The 20,015-nt window shown below is 69.1% G+C and carries 26 protein-coding genes; 11 read left to right on the forward strand and 15 right to left on the reverse strand.

What is annotated here, in order from left to right:
- The first annotated feature begins 108 nt into the window (after nt 1-108).
- Together HY703_02165 and HY703_02170 are read left to right on the forward strand one after the other, a co-directional pair.
- Nucleotides 109-381: a helix-turn-helix transcriptional regulator gene (locus tag HY703_02165; protein ID MBI4543982.1), complete on the forward strand. Its 273-nt coding sequence runs from the start codon at nt 109-111 to the stop codon at nt 379-381.
- Nucleotides 378-992 carry an RES family NAD+ phosphorylase gene (locus tag HY703_02170; GenBank protein MBI4543983.1) on the forward strand — a complete coding sequence of 205 codons (615 nt, stop codon included), beginning with the start codon at nt 378-380 and terminating at the stop codon, nt 990-992. Before HY703_02165 ends, HY703_02170 begins: the two co-directional genes overlap by 4 nt.
- Nucleotides 993-1,054: 62 nt before the next feature.
- Here HY703_02170 and HY703_02175 read toward each other — a convergent pair whose 3' ends face one another.
- From HY703_02175 to HY703_02225, 11 genes are all read right to left on the reverse strand, one after another.
- Nucleotides 1,055-1,864 (reverse strand): PHP domain-containing protein, encoded by an 810-nt coding sequence (locus tag HY703_02175; protein ID MBI4543984.1) that lies wholly within the window; start codon nt 1,862-1,864, stop codon nt 1,055-1,057.
- Between the two features lie 40 nt (nt 1,865-1,904).
- Nucleotides 1,905-2,168: a F0F1 ATP synthase subunit epsilon gene (locus HY703_02180; GenBank protein MBI4543985.1), complete on the reverse strand. Its 264-nt coding sequence runs from the start codon at nt 2,166-2,168 to the stop codon at nt 1,905-1,907.
- A gap of 1 nt (nt 2,169) precedes the next feature.
- The gene (gene atpD, locus HY703_02185; GenBank protein ID MBI4543986.1) at nt 2,170-3,630 is read right to left on the reverse strand and encodes a F0F1 ATP synthase subunit beta; all 1,461 of its coding nucleotides are present in this window, start codon (nt 3,628-3,630) and stop codon (nt 2,170-2,172) included.
- 14 nt (nt 3,631-3,644) lie between these two features.
- Nucleotides 3,645-4,595, reverse strand: coding sequence for an ATP synthase F1 subunit gamma (gene atpG / locus HY703_02190; GenBank protein MBI4543987.1), 951 nt, complete (start codon nt 4,593-4,595; stop codon nt 3,645-3,647).
- Between the two features lie 12 nt (nt 4,596-4,607).
- The gene (locus HY703_02195; GenBank protein MBI4543988.1) at nt 4,608-6,230 is read right to left on the reverse strand and encodes a F0F1 ATP synthase subunit alpha; all 1,623 of its coding nucleotides are present in this window, start codon (nt 6,228-6,230) and stop codon (nt 4,608-4,610) included.
- 78 nt (nt 6,231-6,308) lie between these two features.
- The gene (gene atpH / locus HY703_02200; protein ID MBI4543989.1) at nt 6,309-6,866 is read right to left on the reverse strand and encodes an ATP synthase F1 subunit delta; all 558 of its coding nucleotides are present in this window, start codon (nt 6,864-6,866) and stop codon (nt 6,309-6,311) included.
- Entirely contained in the window at nt 6,863-7,423 is a 561-nt protein-coding gene (gene atpF / locus HY703_02205) for a F0F1 ATP synthase subunit B (GenBank protein ID MBI4543990.1), read from the reverse strand. Before atpF ends, atpH begins: the two co-directional genes overlap by 4 nt.
- 39 nt (nt 7,424-7,462) lie before the next feature.
- Complete coding sequence (atpE, locus tag HY703_02210; GenBank protein MBI4543991.1) at nt 7,463-7,750, reverse strand: ATP synthase F0 subunit C; 288 nt, start codon at nt 7,748-7,750, stop codon at nt 7,463-7,465.
- A 311-nt stretch (nt 7,751-8,061) separates the two neighbouring features.
- Nucleotides 8,062-8,967 carry a F0F1 ATP synthase subunit A gene (gene atpB, locus HY703_02215; protein MBI4543992.1) on the reverse strand — a complete coding sequence of 302 codons (906 nt, stop codon included), beginning with the start codon at nt 8,965-8,967 and terminating at the stop codon, nt 8,062-8,064.
- Entirely contained in the window at nt 8,967-9,329 is a 363-nt protein-coding gene (locus HY703_02220; GenBank protein MBI4543993.1) for a hypothetical protein, read from the reverse strand. The genes atpB and HY703_02220 overlap by 1 nt, the downstream gene beginning before the upstream one ends.
- The gene (locus tag HY703_02225; GenBank protein ID MBI4543994.1) at nt 9,326-9,607 is read right to left on the reverse strand and encodes an AtpZ/AtpI family protein; all 282 of its coding nucleotides are present in this window, start codon (nt 9,605-9,607) and stop codon (nt 9,326-9,328) included. The genes HY703_02220 and HY703_02225 overlap by 4 nt, the downstream gene beginning before the upstream one ends.
- A 322-nt stretch (nt 9,608-9,929) precedes the next feature.
- Between HY703_02225 and HY703_02230 the strand changes: the two genes are divergently transcribed.
- From HY703_02230 to HY703_02255, 6 genes are all read left to right on the forward strand, one after another.
- Entirely contained in the window at nt 9,930-10,955 is a 1,026-nt protein-coding gene (locus HY703_02230) for an AAA family ATPase (protein ID MBI4543995.1), read from the forward strand.
- 106 nt (nt 10,956-11,061) lie between these two features.
- On the forward strand, nt 11,062-12,507 hold the full coding sequence (locus HY703_02235) for an HlyC/CorC family transporter (GenBank protein MBI4543996.1): 1,446 nt from the start codon (nt 11,062-11,064) through the stop codon (nt 12,505-12,507).
- A 32-nt stretch (nt 12,508-12,539) separates the two neighbouring features.
- Entirely contained in the window at nt 12,540-13,496 is a 957-nt protein-coding gene (locus HY703_02240) for a pyridoxal-phosphate dependent enzyme (GenBank protein MBI4543997.1), read from the forward strand.
- Nucleotides 13,497-13,501: 5 nt separating this feature from the next.
- Nucleotides 13,502-14,038, forward strand: a complete 537-nt coding sequence (locus HY703_02245; GenBank protein MBI4543998.1) for a gamma carbonic anhydrase family protein — start codon at nt 13,502-13,504, stop codon at nt 14,036-14,038.
- A 37-nt stretch (nt 14,039-14,075) separates the two neighbouring features.
- Nucleotides 14,076-15,263, forward strand: a complete 1,188-nt coding sequence (thiO, locus tag HY703_02250) for a glycine oxidase ThiO (protein ID MBI4543999.1) — start codon at nt 14,076-14,078, stop codon at nt 15,261-15,263.
- Nucleotides 15,264-15,275: 12 nt separating this feature from the next.
- Nucleotides 15,276-15,476 carry a hypothetical protein gene (locus HY703_02255; protein MBI4544000.1) on the forward strand — a complete coding sequence of 67 codons (201 nt, stop codon included), beginning with the start codon at nt 15,276-15,278 and terminating at the stop codon, nt 15,474-15,476.
- Nucleotide 15,477: 1 nt separating this feature from the next.
- Here the strand turns inward: HY703_02255 and HY703_02260 are convergent, their stop codons facing one another.
- Nucleotides 15,478-16,266 carry a prepilin peptidase gene (locus tag HY703_02260; protein MBI4544001.1) on the reverse strand — a complete coding sequence of 263 codons (789 nt, stop codon included), beginning with the start codon at nt 16,264-16,266 and terminating at the stop codon, nt 15,478-15,480.
- Nucleotides 16,267-16,271: 5 nt separating this feature from the next.
- Entirely contained in the window at nt 16,272-17,042 is a 771-nt protein-coding gene (locus HY703_02265; protein MBI4544002.1) for an RNA methyltransferase, read from the reverse strand.
- A 73-nt stretch (nt 17,043-17,115) separates the two neighbouring features.
- On the opposite strand from HY703_02265, the gene HY703_02270 reads away from it, so the two are divergent.
- Entirely contained in the window at nt 17,116-17,946 is an 831-nt protein-coding gene (locus HY703_02270; GenBank protein ID MBI4544003.1) for a M48 family metalloprotease, read from the forward strand.
- Between the two features lie 229 nt (nt 17,947-18,175).
- Here HY703_02270 and HY703_02275 read toward each other — a convergent pair whose 3' ends face one another.
- On the reverse strand, nt 18,176-18,400 hold the full coding sequence (locus HY703_02275; GenBank protein ID MBI4544004.1) for a hypothetical protein: 225 nt from the start codon (nt 18,398-18,400) through the stop codon (nt 18,176-18,178).
- A gap of 380 nt (nt 18,401-18,780) precedes the next feature.
- On the opposite strand from HY703_02275, the gene HY703_02280 reads away from it, so the two are divergent.
- Nucleotides 18,781-19,032 carry a hypothetical protein gene (locus HY703_02280; protein ID MBI4544005.1) on the forward strand — a complete coding sequence of 84 codons (252 nt, stop codon included), beginning with the start codon at nt 18,781-18,783 and terminating at the stop codon, nt 19,030-19,032.
- The gene (locus tag HY703_02285; GenBank protein ID MBI4544006.1) at nt 19,029-19,427 is read left to right on the forward strand and encodes a type II toxin-antitoxin system PemK/MazF family toxin; all 399 of its coding nucleotides are present in this window, start codon (nt 19,029-19,031) and stop codon (nt 19,425-19,427) included. Before HY703_02280 ends, HY703_02285 begins: the two co-directional genes overlap by 4 nt.
- A 148-nt stretch (nt 19,428-19,575) precedes the next feature.
- On the opposite strand, the gene HY703_02290 is transcribed toward HY703_02285, so the two are convergent.
- On the reverse strand, nt 19,576-19,953 hold the full coding sequence (locus HY703_02290; protein MBI4544007.1) for a DUF433 domain-containing protein: 378 nt from the start codon (nt 19,951-19,953) through the stop codon (nt 19,576-19,578).
- Between the last annotated feature and the right edge of the window lie 62 nt (nt 19,954-20,015).

Raw genomic sequence — 20,015 nt, forward strand, 5'->3', positions numbered from 1 at the left:
AAGAGCGCACGGAGCAGGTCGCCGCGCGTGCGCGAGACCGCGAGCTGGAGGAGCTTCTACGCAATCCGACTGGAGTCGGCGCGGCGGGCCTTTCCATCGGATGCACAGGTGGCAGAGGCTCTCGGCGTGGACCGGGCGCAGGTGACGCGCTGGAGAGAGGGGGTGACGGAGCCGGGTCCCGAGAACGCGGACCGGATCGTGGGTCTAGATGCCGTCGTCGAGCTCCTTACCGGGTACCTCGAACCCAGCTCGATTGCGAAATGGCTGAACGGCTTCAACGCGCACCTGAGCGACCGCCGGCCCATTGACCTTCTGCGGCAGGGCAACCTTTCCGACGTGGTGGCTGCCATTGAAGCGCTGAAGAGCGGCTCCTACGCTTGACACCTCCGCCGCGCCGAGTCTGGCGCGTTTTCCCCTGGGACGCGGCCGCGCCCGAGGGCGAGCCGTTCTCCCTCAGCTACGTGCCTCGTGCAGAAGGCAAGGGCCGCTTCGATCTGCCTGGCGTTCCGGGCAGCGTGCTCTACCTGGCGGAGACCCCCGAGCATGCGGTAGCGGAAATGCTCCAACATTACCGCGGACAGGCGCTGGACGATGCGGATCTGCTGATAGGTGGCCACCGGCTCGCGCTCGTGTTCGCAACGCTGTCTGATTACATACGAGCGCACGTGATCGACTTGTGCGATCCGGAAGTCCTGGTGAGCTTCGGCATACGCCCGGACGAGACGGCGTCAGGCGACCGCCGGGTGACGCAGCGCATCGCAGCGCGGATCCATGCAGGCGGACACGCCGGGCTGCGCTGGTGGTCTGCGCTCTTCGGCGAATGGCATACCGTCGCCCTTTTCCGCGATCAGCTTCAAGACCAGCCGGAATACGGCGCACCCGAGTTTCTCGAGCTCGGGCATGCGGCGGTTCGGGAAGCGGCGAGATCGCTGGGCATTCGGATTGGCATGAGGCGATCAAGTGCGCGTGCAGATCAGCAGCGACTTGGCTGAGCCGAACGCGCACATGACGAGGGGTGTAGCTCTGGACAGCGGCGCCGCCGGCCAGCGACCAGTCAGAGTCCGCCCAGCGCCAGGAGCTCTGCCACACTTTCCCGCGGCACGGAAAACTCGCCCAGCGGTCCGTGCCACTCGCCGTGCCAGTCGGAGCCGCCGGTGACCAGGAGCCCGAGCGCCCGCGCCGTTTGCTGCAGCAGCACGCTCTCGGTGGGCGGCGTACGCGGGCGGAAGCACTCGACGCCGTCCAGCCCCCAGCCGGCAAAGTGCCGGACTTCCCGCTCGAAGACCTCGGCGGGCGGGTGCGCCCAGACGGCGTAGCCGCCGGCCTGGTGGATGAGGTCTACGGCCGCGCGCGGGGTGAGCAGCTCGGTGGGCAGGAAGCCGGGCGCGCCCTCGGCCAGCAAACGGTCGAACGCCTCGGCCACAGTCTGGACATGCCCGCGCCGGACGAGCGCCCGCGCCAGGTGCGGCCGGCCTACCATGCGGCTCGCCCCTGCTGCCGCCGCCACTTCCTCCCAGGTCACGGAGACACCCATTTCGACCAGGCGATGAATCATGCCCAACACGCGCTCGCGCCGCCGCTCAGCCGCAGAACGGGCGTAGCTGGCCAGCACGGCGCCGGCGGGCTCGACGTAATAGCCGAGGAAGTGGAGTTCGCGTCCGGAATGGGTGGTGGAGACCTCGAGGGCCGGGATCACACGCAGGCCGGGGGGCGCCGCGGCCACTGCCGCGGGCACACCCGCAGGCGTGTCATGATCGGTCAGCGCGATGACGCTGAGGCCGGCGGCGCTGGCAGCCGCGACCAGCTCGGCCGGCGCCAGGCTCCCGTCCGAGACACTCGAGTGGAGGTGGAGGTCGATACGCACGCCGCGACCGCGCGCGGCCTCTAGTGGCTCGCCACGACCACTAGTCGGGCTCCGCCCGCTCGCTCAGCACGGTGACGACGTCGTCCACGACCTGGAGGAACCCGCCGGATACCAGGAACTGCCGTTCCTCACCGCCCAGCCGGATCCGCACGTCCCCGCGCTGCAGCAGCACCATGAAGGGCGCGTGGCCGCGCAGGATGCCGACCTCGCCGTCCCACGCCGGCGCGACCACCAGGTCCGCTTCGCCCTCGTAGATCACGCGCTCCGGCGCAATCACCGCGACCGTCAGGCGCTCGGCCGGCATCTCAGACCTCGACGCCCAGTTGCTTGGCGTTCTCGATGACGTCCTCGATGCCGCCCACCATATAGAACGCTTGTTCGGGCAACTGGTCGAACTCGCCGGAGACCACGCGCTCGAAGGACTCGACCGTGTCCTCCAGCTTCACGTACTTGCCGGCGCGGCCGGTGAACTGCTCGGCGACGAAGAACGGCTGGGAGAGGAAACGTTGCAGCCGCCGCGCCCGCCCCACGATCACCTTGTCCTCCTCTGACAGCTCGTCCATTCCCAGGATGGCAATGATGTCCTGCAGCTCCTTGTAGCGCTGCAGGATGCGCTGCACCGCCGTGGCCACGCGGTAGTGGCGCTCGCCAATGAATTGGGCGTCCAGGATACGCGAGGTCGAGTCCAGCGGGTCCACCGCCGGGTAGATGCCGATTTCGACAATGGCCCGGGAAAGCACCGTGGTCGCGTCCAGGTGCGCGAAGGCCGCCGCGGGGGCGGGGTCCGTCAGGTCGTCCGCGGGCACGTAGATCGCCTGCACCGAGGTAATCGAGCCATCGCGCGTGGAGGTGATGCGCTCCTGCAGCTCACCCATCTCCGTGCCCAAGGTGGGCTGGTAGCCCACGGCCGAGGGCATGCGGCCGAGCAGCGCGGAGACTTCCGAGCCGGCCTGGGTGAAGCGGAAGATGTTGTCAATGAAGAGGAGCACGTCCTGTTTCTCGACGTCGCGGAAGTACTCGGCAATGGTCAGGCCGGCCAGCCCCACGCGCAGGCGCGCGCCGGGTGGCTCATTCATCTGGCCGTAGACCAGCGCCGTGGCGCCCAACACGCCGGACTCCTTCATCTCGAGCCACAGGTCATTGCCCTCGCGCGTCCGCTCACCCACGCCGGAAAAGACGGAACGGCCGCCGTGCTCCATGGCGATGTTGTGGATGAGCTCCATGATGATCACCGTCTTGCCCACACCGGCGCCGCCGAACAGCCCCGTCTTGCCGCCTTTCACGTAAGGCGCGATCAGGTCAATGACCTTGATGCCGGTCTCGAAGATCTCGGTCTTGGGCTCGAGCGCCGTGAAGCGCGGCGACTCCCGATGGATCGGCCAGCGCTCGGCATCCTCCGGCACGGGACCCTGCATGTCCACGGGCTCGCCGATCACGTTCAGGATCCGCCCCAGCGCCGGCTCGCCCACCGGTATCGTGATCGGACCGCCCGTGTCCCGCACCTCCATGCCCCGCATCACCCCGTCCGTCGAGGACATGGCCACCGCGCGCACCTGGCTGCGGCCGATATGCTGCTGCACTTCCGCGACCAGCCGGACCGCCGGGCCACCGTCCTTGCCCTCCGCCTTGAGCTCGAGCGCGCTGTAGATCTCGGGCAGGTGCTCCGACGCGAACTCGACATCCAGCACCGGCCCGATTACCTGGACCACGCGGCCCACGTTCCCGGGCTTCTCTGTGCCCCGCCTGGCCCTGGCCTTCTCCGCCATGCGCTCCAATCCCCTTACTCCAGCGCCGCGGCGCCGCCCACGATCTCCGCGATCTCCTGCGTGATCTGCGCCTGGCGCGCCCGGTTGTACGTGCGCTGCAGCCGCTCCAACATATCGCCCGCGTTGTCCGTCGCGTTCTTCATGGCCGTGCGCCGTGCGCCCTGCTCGGCGGCCGCGGTCTCGACCAGCGCGCGGTACACGCTGTTCCGCACGTAGAGCGGCAGCAGCCGGTTCAGTATCTCGGCGGCGGAGGGCGAGAGGATGTAATTTGCCTGCCACCGCCGCGCTCCGGCTCCGGCCTCCGCCTCGCCGTGCCGCGCCGCGCCCCGCGCCTCCGCGGCACTGCGGCCGCCCCGGCCGCGCGCCTCGGCGCCGCGATCGGGCGGCTGGACGGGCAGGATCTGCAGCACCGCAGGCGGGGTCGAGAGCGCGGAGCGGAACTGCGCGTAGGCCACGTAGACCGCATCGAGCTCGCCGCGCTGGAACGCGGCCATGAGCCCGTCCACGAGCGAGGCGGCATTCTCCGCCGTGGGCCGGTCGGTGATGTCCGTGCGCGTGGACGCCATGGGCTGGCGCTGGAAGCGGAAGAAGTTGATCCCCTTCTTCCCCACGACGTGCAGCGCAACTTCCGCCTCCTCCCCGCGCAGCCGCTCCAGCAACCCCCGCGCCTCACGGATCAAATTGACATTGAACGCGCCGGCCAGGCCGCGGTTCGAGGTGAGCAGCAGCACCGCCGCGCGCCGGGTAGCGGCAGGCTGGCGCAGGAGCGCGTAGCGCTGGCGCATCTCGGGATCGAGCAGCCGGTTGATCACCTCGGCCAGGCGCTGTGCATACGGCGCGGCGGCGTGGACCCGATCGCTGGCCCGCTTCAGCTTGGACGTGGCCACCATCTCCATGGTCCGCGTGATCTGCCGCGTCTTGTCAATCGAGCGGATGCGCCGCCGGATCTCCCGCGCCTTGGCCATACCCCGCCGTGCTCAGTCCGCGGCCTGCTCGCGCGGACGCGCCGCCTCGGGCGCCGCTTCGGCCGCCCGCACCCCACCCGCCGCGCCCGCGGCCTGGGCGGCAAAGACTTCCTTGTACTCCTTGATGGCCGCGACCAACTGCTCCTCCGTCTCCTTGGAGATATCCCGGCTCTTGCCGATCGACTCGCCCAGAGCCGGGCGCCGCTCGCGCAGGAAATCGTGGAAGCCCGCCTCCCAGGCCCGGATCCGCTCGACCGGCACATCGTCCAGGTGGCCATTCGTGACCGCGTAAATCGCCATGACCTGATGCTCGACTGGCATGGGCGCGTACTGCGCCTGCTTCAGCACCTCGACCGTGCGCTGCCCGCGCGCGAGCTGCCGTTGCGTCGCCGGGTCCAGCTCCGAGCCGAACTGGGCAAACGCCTCCAGCTCCCGGAACTGCGCCAGATCCAGCCGCAGCCTCCCGGCCACTTTCTTCATGGCCTTGATCTGCGCCGCGCCGCCCACGCGGGACACGGAGATGCCCACATTGACCGCCGGCCGCACACCGGCGTAGAAGAGGTCCGACTCGAGGTAGATCTGCCCGTCCGGGATCGAGATGACGTTGGTTGGGATGTACGCCGAGACGTCGCCTGCCTGCGTTTCGACAATGGGCAGCGCCGTCAAGGATCCGCCCCCCTTCTCGTCCGAGAGCTTGGCCGCACGCTCCAGCAGGCGCGAGTGCAGGTAGAAGACGTCGCCCGGATAGGCCTCACGGCCAGGCGGACGGCGCAGCACCAGAGAAAGCTGCCGGTACGACTGCGCCTGCTTGCTGAGATCGTCGTAAATGACCAGCGTATGCTTCCCCTGCCACATGAAGTGCTCGGCCAGTGCGCAGGCGGCATAGGGTGCGATGTACTGCAGCGGCGCGGGGTCGCTGGCGTTCGCCGCCACCACGATGCTGTACTCCATGGATCCCTGCTCGCGCAGCGTCTCGACCACGCTGGCCACCTTCCCCGCCCGCTGCCCCACCGCGCAGTAGATGCAAATCACGTCGCCGCCGCGCTGGTTGATGATGGTGTCCACGGCAATGGCGGTCTTGCCCGTGCCCCGGTCCCCGATGATCAGCTCGCGCTGGCCCCGGCCGATGGGGATCATCGAGTCGATCGCTTTGAGCCCCGTCTGCAGCGGCTCCTTGACCGGCTGCCGGAGCACGATGCCCGGCGCGACAATATCGATCTGCCGCCGCCCCTCGAGGGGCTGGATCTCACCCTGCCCGTCCAGTGGCTCACCCAGCGGGTTGACCACGCGGCCCAGGTACCCCGAGCCCACCGGAATGTCGAGCACGCGACCCGTGCGGCGGACGACGTCGCCTTCCTGCAACACCGTCCAATCCCCCATGACCACGGCGCCGATGTTGTCCTCTTCCAGGTTGAGCGCCAGCGCCATGACGGACTGCCCGCCCTCCGCGGCCGTGACCTCGAGCATCTCGTTGGCCATGGCTTTGGTCAGGCCGTAGATGCGGGCCACGCCGTCCTTTACCTCCAGCACTTCCCCAACCTCCTCCACCTCGAGCTCTTCGCCGTAGCGCTCGATCTCCTGGAGCAGGACCTCTTTGATCTCACTCGCACGCAGTTGCGCTTCTGTGCTCGCCATAGGCTCCGTTCTCGGTTCCGATTTCCGCGCTCCCCGGCACTCAGCTCATGAGGTCGGCAGCGCGGGTGCATCCCAGGCTTAGTGCCGGACCGGCAATTGGGCGTCCAGCAGGCGACGGCGCAACGCTCTCAGCCGGCGCCGCAGCGAGCCGTCCAGCAGCCGGTCGCCGTAGCGGACGACGATGCCACCCAGGATCTGGGGGTGCACCTGTACCCGGGGGACCACCGTCTTCCCCAGGATGCGGGACAAATCTGCTGCGATCTCCTGTTCCATGCGCTCGTCCGGCTCACGCGCCAGCGTGACGGTGGCCTGCACCCGGCCGGAACGCTCGTCCAGCAAGGCATGGTACTCCCCTGCGATCGCCGCCAGCAGCCGCTGCCGGCGCTTGTCGATCAAGAGCTGCAGGAAGCTGAGGAACAGCGGCGGCGCCCGCTCCTCGAGCGCCTGCTGCAGCACCCGTTTCTTTTCCGCCGGATCGATCTTCGGCGATTCCAGGAATTGACGGAGCCTCGGCTCCGCTTCGAGCTGCGCGGCCAGCTCCTCGAGGGCCAGGCCGAAGGGTTCGAGTTGATCGCGCCGCTCGCCCAGGGCCAGGAGCGCTTGGGCGTAGCTGCGCGCGACCATGGCTCCCCTCACTCAGGGAACTCCTGCTCCCGGCTGCGACCTACCTGCTCGAGGTACTCGCGCACGAGCTTCCGGTCTTCAGCGCTTTCCAGCCTGCGCTCGATCAGCCGGGATGCGGCGGCCAGTGACAGCTCGACGGCCTCCTCGCGAATCGCCTCGAGGGCACGCTCCCGCTCTCGCGAGATCTCCTGGCGCGCACGCGCCAGCATCTGCTCCTGCTCGGCCCGGGCGCGCTTCAATATATCGTCGCGCACCCGTTCCGTGGCCTGCTTGGCTTCCGCCAGGATCTCGTGCGCCTGCTGCCGCGCCTCGGCCAACTGGCGCCGGTGCCCTTCCAGCACCCGCTCCGCCTCCGCGCGATCCCTGGCCGCAGCGTCCAGGATCTCCTGGATGCGCCGCTCCCGCGCTTCCAGCGCGCCCAGCATGGGACGCCAGGCATAGCGCGTCAGTACCACCAGCAGAGCCAGGAAGATGACCAGGCTCCAGAAGGAGACGCCGGGATTGATGGCAAAGATGCTGCCGCCCCCTTCCGCCTGCGCCTCCTTCACCACCAGCCACAACAGGTTCATGGGCTCATGCCCCTGCCCCTTGCCTGCGCGCCCACGCGCTCAAGCCTTGAGCCACACCAGGAACGCGATCACCTCGCCGAACAGCGCCACGCCTTCAATGAGTGCAGCCAGGATGATGGCCGCCGTCTGGATGTTCCCGACCGCCTCCGGCTGCCGGGCTATCCCCTCGGCCGCCGCGGCGCCGATCCTGCCGATCCCGAGCCCCGCGCCCACCACCGCGATGCCGGCGCCCAGACCGGCGCCCAGCAGGGCCAGAAACCGCCGCGCATACTCGGGATCCGCCGCCTGAGCCGCTTCCTGCACCGCCGCCAGAATGGGGTGCAACATCGTGCCTCCGTGTCGTTTTCGGGGTCCGCCTTGCCCGCCCCTCACCCCCGCGGGACAGCCCCGTCTGCGCCCGCTGAAGTGCCACCGCTCACCGGCCGCAGCGCGGCCCGCGGATCTCCCCGGCGCCCCGGCACTCAGCTCTTGTGGTCGGCACCGCGGGTGCCATCCCAGGCTGAGTGCCGGGCGCCGGGTACCTTACGACGGGCGGTCCGGAGCGAGCCCGCCCGAAGGCGCGCCTACCCGGGCGGGCGCGCTCGCAGCCCGAGCCCGAGTCCCGAGTTCAGGAGAGCCCGAGCCCGAGGCCCGATCTCTCAATGCCCATGGCGCACCAATCCGATGAACACTGACGTCAGCATAGCGAAGATGTACGCCTGTAAGAAAGCAATAAACAGCTCGAGCACCATGATGGCCACGGCCATGACCGCGGGAGCCGCCACTGGTAGAATGAAGCCGGCCACCGGCCGCGCCACGAAGATCAGCCCGATCAGCGCAAGTATGACGAAGTGCCCCGCGTTCATATTAGCAAAAAGTCGGATGGCCAGCGCAAACGGCTTGGTCAGCTTGGCCAGCAGCTCGACCGGGGTCATGATCAGCAGCATGAGGGCGCGGCCCGCCGGGTTCATCCCCGGCGGCGCGTAGAAGATGGTGCGCGCATAGCCGCGTGGCCCCAGGGCCAGGAACCCGGACACCTCGATGACCACCAGAGACATGAGCGCCAGGGCCGCGGTCACAGAAAGGTTGGCCGTCGCCGTCGCGCCCCACGGCAAGAGCCCCAGGAGATTGCAGAACAGGATGAAGAAGAAGAGCGTGAGCACGAAGGGGACGAACCGCTCGCCGCCATGCCCGATGTTCGCCAGCGCCACCTCGTCCCGCAAATAGACCACAAAGGCCTCGATCAGGTTGGCTACCCCCTTCGGCGCCCGCTCCGTACCCTTCGCGTGCGTCTTGCGTGCCGTCCAGATCATGATCCCCGCCACCAGCAGCGCCGCGAGCAGCATGAAGACCACGTGCTTGGTGGGCGAGAAGTCGATCGAGAGCGGACCCAAGGCAACCGGATCGAAACGCGGCAGTTCCAATGCTCCCAGGAAGGGCAGCTCGAGCTCATGCGAGTCCGTCACATGGTGCATGATCATGTCGCCCAGGTTCGGCTCTGCCGCAACCGGCTGCGAACCGGGCGCCGCCTGGGCCGCCGCCAACCAGGACCAGACGTGCCCCATCACCGATCCGGGACTCCCGAGCGCAGGAAAACGGGCTCGAGCAAGAGCAGCAGGAACAGGAAACCCGCAAAGCTGAGCAGCAGCGGGGCCGCCGAGGTGGGCGCCGTCCGCGCCAGCCACAACCCGACCCCCAGCACTACACCCAGGCGCAATACCGTGCCACCACCCCAGGCCAGAAAGAACCCCCGGCCCCGCCGGCGCAAGAGCAGCAACGCGCCGAACGCACCCAACTGAACCAGCCACGCCGCCCCGGCCAACGCCCACACCCGCGCCGGGGCCTCAACCCCCGCACCCACCAGCAGCACTGCCGCCAGAGCAACCACCGCGCCGCCCACTGCCGCGTACCACCACAGCAGCTTCACTCCTCCCCCTCCTCCCGCTCCCGCCTGGCACGCTCCCGCGGCTCGATCACCAGATGATAGTACATGCTGTAAAATCCGGCTCCCGCTCCCACAACAGCGCCCAGCACCATGAACAGCGGCACCGTCCCCAGCCAACGGTCCAGCAGCCACCCCAGGAACAGGAACAGCGCCGTGCTCAGCGCCCACGTCAGCCCGTGCCCCAGGTACCGCCCCGCCTCCGCCACCAACCTCTGCCCCTCCGGACCCCCACGCGCCCCAACGCCGCGCCGTTCGGCCACACGCACCTCCCGTGCCCCCGTCCCGCGCAAAGTGGGCCTAACTTAGGCGCTTGTGAAAAGTTTCGCAAGCGCGCTCCGCTTGACGCTGGCGCGGCCAGACCTCTATCTTGCAACGATTTGGGAGGCCGTGAGTTGGGCTGGTCCGCGCGTTGCAGAGGCGAGCGCGCACGCAGGTGGCTGGTGGCGGGCAGAGTGGCTGGGTGGGGTCGGGTTCGGGAGTGGGGCCCTGGCGGTTCTCTGACGGTGGTGCCTCGCGGCATGGGATTTTTGGTGCCTGCGGGTGCTGCGGCCGAAATGATCGGGTTGGAGGGGCAGCGAGGCGATGGAGGCGAGGGCTGCTCGGCAGCGGCATCCGGATGACCGGGATCTCGAGTTGCTGGAGGATCTGACCAACGCCCGGGCGGCGCTGGAGTCGGAGATTGCGAAGCGGGTGATTGGTCAGCGGGAGATTGTCGAGGGTCTGCTGACGGCGTTGCTGGCGGATGGTCATGTGCTGCTGGTGGGCGTGCCCGGGCTGGCCAAGACGCTGCTGATCTCCACGCTGGCCGAGGCGCTGCATCTGCGTTTCAGCCGGATCCAGTTCACGCCGGACCTGATGCCGTCGGACATCACGGGCACGGAAGTGCTGGAGGAGGATCGTTCGACGGGGCGGCGGGAGTTCCGCTTTGTGCGGGGCCCGATCTTCGCGCATGTGGTGCTGGCGGACGAGGTGAACCGCACGCCGCCCAAGACGCAGGCGGCGCTGCTGCAGGCGATGCAGGAGCGGGCGGTCACGGCGGGCGGCGAGACCATGCTGCTGGACCGGCCGTTCTTCGTGCTGGCGACGCAGAACCCGATCGAGCAGGAGGGGACGTATCCGCTGCCGGAAGCGCAGCTTGACCGCTTCATGCTGGAGCTGCGCATTGGCTATCCGACGCGGGAGGAGGAGGAGCGCGTGGCGCTGCAGACGACGGGAGCGGAGCAGCCACGGGTGCAGGCCGTGGTCGATGCCCCGCGCCTGCTCGAGTTGCAGCGCCTGGTGCGGCGGGTGCCGGCGGCGCCCTCGCTGGTGGCCTATGCGGTGCGGCTGGCGCGTTCCACGCGGCCGGAAGACGAGGCCGCGCCGGAGCTGATGCGCCGGTATGTGAGCTGGGGCGCGGGTCCGCGGGCGTCGCAGTACCTGGTACTGGGTGCCAAGGCGAGGGCGGCCATGGCGGGTCGCGCCATGCCCAACTACGATGATGTCCGGGCCGTGGCCCCGGCCGTGCTGCGGCATCGGGTGGTCACGAACTTCCAGGCGGAGGCGGACGGGCGCAGCTCCGGGGACGTGGTCGAGGAGCTGATCGAGATGAGCCACGCATGGACGTAGACCGAAGTAGCCGCGCCGCGTCGGCCGCGCACGTGGAGGACGGCCGTCACTCGTCTCGCGCCGGGCCAGCCCCGGGCGTTGGGGCCCGGAGCAAGCCGCTCGATCCATGCTCCCACTAGGCGCCGCGCTTCTCCTCGCCCTCATCCTGTCGGCCTGCGTTACGTCTGCCGAGCTGGCCATCTTTTCCTTGTCCGACGCGCGCATCCGCACCCTGCGCGAGGAGCGGTTCCGGGGCAGCAGCGCGCTGGGCAGCCTGCGCGCCGCGCCGGAGCGCCTGGTGATGCTGCTGCGCCTGCTGAGCGCGCTGGCCAAGGTGAGCGCCGCGGCCCTTGCCGGCTATAGCGCGGGCGTGGTATGGGGTGAGATGGGGCTGGCACTCGCCATCGGCGTCGTCTCCCTTCTGATCCTGCTCGGCGCTGACCTGATCCCCATGACCTTCGCCGTGAAGCACGGAGTCCGCATTGCGCTGACCGTGGCGCCGCCGCTCCTGGTGCTGGAACGAGTGCTCCGTCCGCTGCTGCTGGTGTTAGAGCGGCTGATGCACTTCTTCCCGGAGCGGTTGCGGAGCGGGCTGGGGGTCACGATCACGGAGAGCGAGATCCGGCAGCTCACGGCGCTGGGGCATAGGGAGGGCGTCATCGAGGAGCACGAACGCCAGCTTATCGAGCGCGCGTTCCGGCTGGACGAGACCAAGGCGTGGGACATCATGACGCCGCGCGTGGACATGTTCGCCTGGCGTGACTCGCTGACCCTGACCGAAATCGCGCCGCAGCTCCGGACGGTCCCCTACTCGCGGGTCCCCGTTTACGGCCAGAGCATTGATAATGTGACGGGCGTGCTGTACTTGCGGGACACGTATCAGGCCCTGGTTTCCGGGCAGCGCGATGTCCCCCTCTCGGCGCTGGCGCGCGAGCCGCTGATCGTGCCCGGCTCGGTCTCGCTGACCAAGCTGCTGCGCGATTTCCAGACGCGGCGGATCCACCTGGCCATCGTGGTGGACGAATATGGCGGCACCGACGGTTTGGTCACCCTCGAGGATGTGCTCGAGGAACTGGTGGGCGAGATCGTGGACGAGACCGACCTCACCGAGGAAGAGCCGATTGTGCGCATTTCTCGAAATGAGATCATTGCCGCGGGCGACGCCGACCTGAGGGAGATCAATCACGTCTTCAACACCTCCTTCCCCCAGCTCGAGCATCGCTCACTGAACGGATACCTGCTGGAGGAGCTGGGGCGCGTACCGGATCCGGGTGAGCGACTCGAGCGCGAAGGGGTCGTGATGGAGGTGCTGGAGGCCTCGGAGACCCAGGTCGTGCGGGCGCGGCTGCGCCGCGGGGGGCCGGCTGGCGAGCCCGCCGCCGCTGCGGCACAGCCGGCGGCGACTGCCGGCGGCGCCGGGGCGCCGGAACCCAGACCGGCCGCGACCCCGCGCGGCGCCACGGCGCCCGCAGAAGAGGCGGCCATCCCGCCCGAGCCGGCGGTGGAGGCCGGCACCGCCGCGGAGCGTCGGCGTACGCCAGGCCCGACGCCTTCCTCGCGGGCGCGCGCCTAGTGGCTCGCCACCGAGGTAACCACTAGCCGGAAATGCGCGGTCCGGGGCTGCGCGAGATCTATGACGCACGCCGCCGGATTGCCGGCGTGGCGCGGCGCACACCGCTGGACCGCTCCTGCTGGCTCTCCCAACGAGCGGGCTCGGACGTCTATCTCAAGCTGGAATGCTGGCAGCGTACGCGCTCCTTCAAGATTCGGGGCGCGTACAATGCCATTGCCTCGCTGGACCGGGCCGCCCGGGCACGAGGTCTGGTGGCGGCGTCAGCCGGGAATCATGGTCAGGGTGTGGCACTGGCCGCCCGGCAGCTGGGCGCCAGGGCGACGATATTCGTGCCCGAGTCGGCGCCGCATACCAAGCAGGAGCGGATCCGGGCGTTCGGCGGGGAGCTGCGCACGGTAGCCGGGACCTTCGATGACGCCGAGGCCGCGGCCACGGAGTTCGCCGCCGCCACGGGCGCCCGCTTCATCCCTGCCTCCAGCGATCCCGCCGTGGTGGCCGGCCAGGGCACCATCGGACTCGAGATCCTCGAGGATCTGCCCGCAGTCCAGGAGGTCATCGTGCCCGTGGGCGGCGGCGGCCTGATTGCCGGGATCGGAACGGCGCTGAAGGCGGGGGCGGCGGACGTCCGCGTCGTTGGTGTGCAGAGCGACCGGACGCCGGCCATGCACGCGGCGTTCCAGGCGGGGGGCGTAGTCGAGGCGCCGGGCGGCCCCACGCTGGCCGATGGTCTGGCGGGCGGCGTGGACGAGGTCAGCTACGCCTGGGCGCGGGCCGTGACCGACGAGCTGCTGCTGGTCGAGGAATCTGCCATCCCCGGCGCGATCCGGACCCTCTACGGCTATGACAGTGTCGTTGCCGAGGGCGCGGGCGCAGTCGGCGTCGCGGCGCTTTGCGGCGGCTTGCTCGAGCTGAAGGGCCCCGCCGTCATTGTGGTGAGCGGCGGCAACCTGGACGCCGAGCGGCTCGCCGCCATCCTCGGTCCCGGGTAAGAGCCGTGGCGCACCTCCTCCCCTACGCGGGCCACACGCCGCGTATCCATCCCAGTGCCTTTGTCGCGCCCACCGCCGTGCTCATCGGCAACGTCGAGGTGGGGGCGGAGGCCAGCATCTGGTTCGGCGCCGTGCTGCGCGGGGACCACCCCGAGCACGCCATCCGCATCGGCGCGCGCAGCAGTGTGCAGGACAATTGCGTGCTGCATGTCAGCGCGCGGGGCCCTACCGTGGTAGGCGTGGGCGCCACCATCGGGCACGGCGTGGTCTTCGAGAGCTGTGAGATTGGCGCCAGTGCGCTGATCGGGATGAACGCCGTGGTGCTGCACGGCGCGGTCGTCGGCGAGGAGTCGCTGGTGGCAGCACTCAGCGTGGTACCGGAAGGAATGGTCGTGCCGCCACGCGTCCTGGTAGCGGGCGCACCGGCACAGATTCGCAAGGAGCTGTCCGGCGAGGCCGGGCGCTGGGTGCGCGAGAGCGCGGCGCACTACGTCGAGCTGGCGCGCCGCTACCTCGCCCAGGGCATCGGCCGGGTCGATTAGGGTTCGTATTCCCTGACGAGCCCTGGGAGGACCGAGCATGCAGGCAGCCGCACAAACCGCCGATGCCGTGATCATCGGCGGCGGCGTGATTGGCTGTGCCACCGCCTGGGAACTGGCTCGGCGGGGGCTCGAGGTGGTGGTCATCGAGCGCGGCCAGCCGGGCAGGGGCGCGAGCTGGGCGGCCGCCGGCATGCTCTCGCCCCTGGCGGAGTCCCGCCGCCCCGGCCCATTCCTCGACCTTGCCCTGGCCGGACTGGATCGCTTCCATTCCTTCGTCGGGGCGCTGCACGAGGCGACCGGCGTCGATGTCGAATACCGGAAAAGCGGGAAGCTGCAGCTCGCGCTGGATGCGGCGCAGGCCGAGCAGTTAACACTGCAGCACGCCTGGCAGCGGGAAGCCGGCTTCGCTGTCGAGCTGCTGGACGGCGCGGAGGCGAGACGGTGGGAGCCGGCGCTCTCGCCAGCAGTGCAGACTGCTCTTTATATGCCGTACGACCACCAGGTGGAGAGTCGCCGTCTGGCCCGCGCGCTATGGAGCGCGGCGGCGCGGGCGGGCGTGCACTTCCACCTGGGCGTGCCGGCGGCCGGGATCGTCTGCGACACGCAGGCGGCCGCCGCGCCCGCGCGCGTCGCGCATAGGTCCGCCGAGGGGGCGGGACGGGTCAGGGGCGTCGCTTTGGCGAACGGCGATGTCCTGCACGCGGGCGCTGTCCTGATCGCCGCCGGCTGCTGGAGCGGCCAACTGGGGGGACTGCCGCGGCCGCTGCCGGTAGTGCCCGTGCGCGGCCAGATGGCCGCGCTCGAGACCGTGCCGCCCCTGCTCGAGCGCGTGGTACTCACGCCCGGCTGTTACCTCATTCCGCGCGCCGGCGGGAGACTGCTCGTGGGCGCGACCGTCGAGCAGGCAGGCTTCCGTTGTCACCCTACGCCTGCGGGCATCCGTGGCCTGCTCGACTACTCCATGGAGGCGGTGCCGGAGCTAGCGGCCGCGCCGCTGGTCGAGATCTGGGCCGGGCTCCGGCCTGGCACGCCGGACGACCTGCCCATCCTGGGCCCCGACCCCGACGTGCGCGGCCTGTACTACGCCACCGGTCACTTCCGCAACGGCATCCTGCTTGCAGCGATCACGGCGGAACTTCTGGCCGATGCCATAATGGGCGCCCAGCCCGCCTTGCCGCTGAGCGCATTCGGGCCGGGCCGCTTCCGCGGCGGGGAAACGAGGTAGGGAAACCAGCCCATGGAGAAACCGGCAGAGCCTTCGCAGCCGCAGCCCGAGGAGCTGGGGCGGGGCAAGACAGCGCCGCCCGCCAGGCGAGCCACGCCTGCCGGCGCGGGCGCGGCGCCGATCTGCGACGTTTGCGGTTCCCCCATGTACGAACTGCACTGCCGCATCATCTGCGCGCACTGCGGCTACGAGCGCGACTGCACCGATCCGTGAATCAGGGGACGCCCATCACCGCGTGGAGGTACCAGTCCACGAGCAGGTCGCCCCAGCCGTGGGCGATGGCGGCGCCCATGGCCAGGAAAGTGCCGAGCGGCAGGTAGGTGCCCATGAGGGTGAGCCGGCCGCGCCGCCAGCTCAGCGGCACGCCGATAACCAGGCCGAGCGCGGATCCCAGCAGGATCGTGAGCAGCATGCCAGGCACACCGAGAAACGCTCCCACCATGGCCATCATGTGCACGTCGCCCAGGCCGAGGGCCGGCTTGCGAAAGAGCCTCTGGCCGCCATAGGCGACGCCGCGCAGCAGGACGTAGCCGGCAGCGGCGCCCACCACGCCGCGCAGCAGGGGGAACCCCCCGGGTAGGGCAGCGAAGCCCAGCCCCAAGCCGAGGCCGCCCAGGGAGAGGTGGTCGGGAATGATGAAGTGGCGCCCGTCGATGAGCGCGATGCCCAGGAGCAGCGTAAAGAACACGGCGCTGCGCAGCCCCTCGAGACTCGGGCCGTAGCGTGCCGCCGCCGCCAGCCACAGCAGCGCAGTCGCCAGCTCGACGAGTGGGTATTGCAGCGAAATGGGGGCACGGCACGCGCGGCAGCTCCCGCGCAGCAGCACATAGCTGAGCACGGGAACATTGTCGTACCACGGGATGGCATAGGCACAGGCGGGGCAGCGCGAGCGCGGCGAGATGATGGACTCGCCCGCCGGCAGCCGGTAGATGCAGACATTGAGGAACGAACCCACGGCCGCGCCGGCCAGGGCGGCGTAGGTCCAGAGCAGCGCGTCGGGCATGGGCGTCAATCTCTCCGCGTCAGCAGGTAGAGCAGGATTCCAGCCGCCACGGCAACATTGAGCGACTCCGCGGCGCCCCGGAGCGGCACGGCCAGGAGAGCGTCGGCCGCGCGCTCCACGCCCGGGCTGAGCCCCGTCCCTTCGTTTCCTACCACCAGGACCGACCGTTGTGCCAGCACAAAGCTCTCGACGGAAAAACCCACTACGGCCGCGCCGTAGAGCAGGAACGCCTGCTCGCTGCACCACTGCCGCAGCCCGCTCAGCTCGAGGGCGACGAGGGGGAGCCGGAAGGACGAGCCGGCGGCGGCGCGTACCGCTTTGGGGTTCCAGGCATCCACGGTGCCCGGCAGCATGGCGACCCAGGCAGCGCCAAAGGCATGCGCCGTCCGCACCAGGGTGCCGAAATTGCCGGGGTCCTGCACGGCGTCCAGGGCGAGCACGGCCGCGGGCGCGGCCGAGGGCAGAACGGGCAAATCGTAGTGCGGCGTCTCCGCCACGACCAGCACGCCCTGCGGCGCTTCCGTGGCCGCCAACCCCCTGAGCTCGGCGTCTGTGACTCGCTCCACGGGACACGCGGCCGCCACTTTGCGGCTCAGTGCCGCGCCCCGCGTAGTGTCCTCCAGAGTGGGCGAAACGATGGCCAGCCGGGGGACAACCGGAGATGCGAGCAGCTCCTCGGCCACCCGGACCCCTTCGGCCAGAAACAGGCCCTCCGACTCGCGCACCTTGCGGCGGTGCAGCCCCCGGATCAGGCGGGTGTCGGCGCGCCGCGGCAAAGTCCCTCCAGTTGGAACATGTCTTGCTCCCCCGGCCGCTACGGGCACTCAACCTGGGAGGAGGACCGCGACCATGCGTTACTGGAAATCGAGGCTCCGCAGCGCGGCCGCGCTCAGCTTCTTCGCCGCTGCCGGCCTCACAACCGGCTGCGCGCTCTCGACACGCGAGGAAGTGGCGCTCGGGCGGCAGTACGCGGCTGAAGTGAACCGCCAGCTCCCCATTGTCCAGGACCCGGCGCTCGAGCGCTACATCAACCTGCTGGGCGACCGCATTGCGCGCCAGGGCGGGCGCAAGCTGGACTACACCTTCTATGTGGTCAACATCGACGCGGTCAACGCCTTCGCCCTGCCGGGCGGATTCGTCTACCTGAACCGCGGACTCATCGAGCGAACGGATAATCTGGCCGAGCTGGCCGGCGTCGTAGCGCATGAGGTGGCGCACGTCGAGGAGCGCCATGGCGCCGAGCAGCTCGAGCGCGTGCAGCGCGCCAACCTAGGGCTGACCCTCGCCTACGTGCTGCTGGGCCGCGCGCCCTCCGGCGTCGAGCGCGCAGCCATCGAGGTCGGTGGCGCCGCGGTCTTCGCACGCTACGGCCGCGACGCGGAACGCGAAGCCGACGCCCTCGCGGTGAAGCTCCTCCCCCGCGCCGGAATCGACCCCAACGGGCTGATCACCTTCTTCCGCGAGCTGCTCGCCGAGCGGGAGCGGCAGCCGAGCGTACTCGAGCAGTGGTTCTCGACCCACCCGCTGACCGAGGAACGGATCGCAGAAACGCGGGAGCTGATCCGCCAACAGGGTCTCGAGGACCCCCGGCTCATCGTCAACACGGAGCAGTACGAGGCCTTCAAGGCGCGGCTGAAAGACTATCCGCCCCCACCACCGGAGTTCCGGGCGAAGCGCTAGCGTTCCTCTTCCTTCGCCTACACCCCGAGCGCGCGGTACGCGGTCCCCATGTGGTACCCTACGTCGACCGCGTGCACGCCCGGAGTGCGCGTGCCCTGGATCTCGTGAAACCGTAACCGAGGATCAAAAGGATTCGCCCGGAACCGCTTGTACGCGGTCCGGGCGAGTTCTTGAATCGGTTTCCCGAGCTTCCCGAAGGCCTTGTTGAATCGCGGGTTGCGCCGCGACCTCACATCACCTCCGGATCGAGAGGTTCGGTGCGCCCGGCTTGCAGGTTGGCGAGCGCCTCGGCAGCCCATTGGTCCAGGACCTCGAGGGATTCGGTGCGGGCCAGCGTCGCCTCCCAGGCGAGATCCGGCTCCATTTCGGCGAGGATCGCAGCACCGATGCGGTCCTGCATGTCCGGCGGAAGCTGCGATGCCTTGCGGATGGCTTCCTCAAGCAGCTTGGTCACGAATCCCTGCTCGGACGGCAGTGGAGTGAAGGGTAGAGTACCCCCGCGAGGGACCACAAGTTGCGTGATGCGAAAGGCGGCCAGTCAGGCTCATGACGCCGCGATTCTTGACTTTACCGCCGCGAGCGCGGAATACTGCTGCAGAAGCTGGTTGACCGAGGCATGATTCCGCCCTGGGCGGCATAACCACGCGGCGCCGCCCTCCCGCCCCACAGTCCCGATCCGCGCGGCCCGCACCCTGCCACCAGTTCTCCACGGTGAACCCGCGGCCCACCCGGTTGACCTCCGCCCCCGGCCCTCCGTAACCATCTTGCGACACGATAACGATCACGCTAGCATGAAGTGTAGCGAACGGGGGTGCCTGACGCGAGGAGGATCGTATGGCAACCAAGGACCGGCAACTGAACGTGCGCCTCGCCCCTACCACCGACCGCTGGCTCGAGCGGGTAGCCGGCGGAAGGGAAAAAAAGGCGGAGTACGTTCGTCGCCTGATCGAAGCAGACATGCGGCGCAGGCAGGAGGAGACGGAGTTCGCCATGTTCAATGCGGCGGCAGCGGATCTCACCGAAGCGGATCGCGAAGCACGAGAAGAGCTGCTGGGGGCGTTCTCGAATCGCGACGCTGAAACATGAATGCACACCCGGGGGGTTCGGCGAGGAGGAAACCCTTACGCGGCGAGATTTGGGAGATCGACCTGAACCCGGGGAAGGGTCGAGAGCAGAAGGGCCGGCGTCCCTGTCTGGTGGTCTCGACGAATTCGCTGAACCGATCGGAGTTCGGAACGATCATCATCTGTCCGATCACCACGCGCGAGCGGCCGAGCTTCCGGTGGCGTCCGGGCGTGTTGCCGGACGATCTGCGGGTGGAGGCGGAGAGCTGGGACGCGAAGCCGCATTGGGTGGAGACCGACCAGATCGTGACGGTGGACACGACGGAGCGAGCGATCCGACACCTGGCCACGATCGTGAACCCGGGCCGGATAGTGGAGGTGGAGGAATCTCTGCGTATGCTCCTCGCCCTGCGGTGAGCAATAACGTCAAAACGTTCCTGAGCGAGGGCGAGAAGGTCTCCGTTCTCCAGCCCGGCCCATCCCGCTTCCTGAACCGTGGGGATCTCGAAATCCGCGAGCACTAGTTGAAGAGGTCTGGGCAGGCTCTCGTCGAGCACAACCCGTCTCACGCCACTTTCTCGAGCAAAGCCCTCGCGGCTTCTTCAAGAAAAGCCACGGCCTGCTCTCGGCGTACGGTCGGGAAGCTGTCCAGGTACTGGTCGAGGCTGTATCCCCCCTCGAGGTATTCCAGGAGAGTGCGCACCGGCACGCGCGTGCCTACGAATACCGGCGTATCACCGAGGATCCTGGAATCACTATGGAAAACCCGCCCGTCAGGCAGGGCAATGGGGCGCTCGGCGTTCACGTCGACCTCTCTCCACCCGGGTGAGCGTTCTCTCTTCAATGTAGCGACAGCGAAGGCGGCCGGCGACAACCCGGGATACACGTGCACGGGACCCCTTGTCCTCACCCCGCCCCACGTTAGCTTTGCCACGGAACTCATTGCCTTTGAGGCCCTGCTCTCGAGAGGTGGAGCCTTGCTTCCCGTGGCACTCACCATAGCCG

It is taken from the genome of Gemmatimonadota bacterium, assembly GCA_016209965.1.
Classification (GTDB): Bacteria; Gemmatimonadota; Gemmatimonadetes; order Longimicrobiales; family RSA9; genus JACQVE01.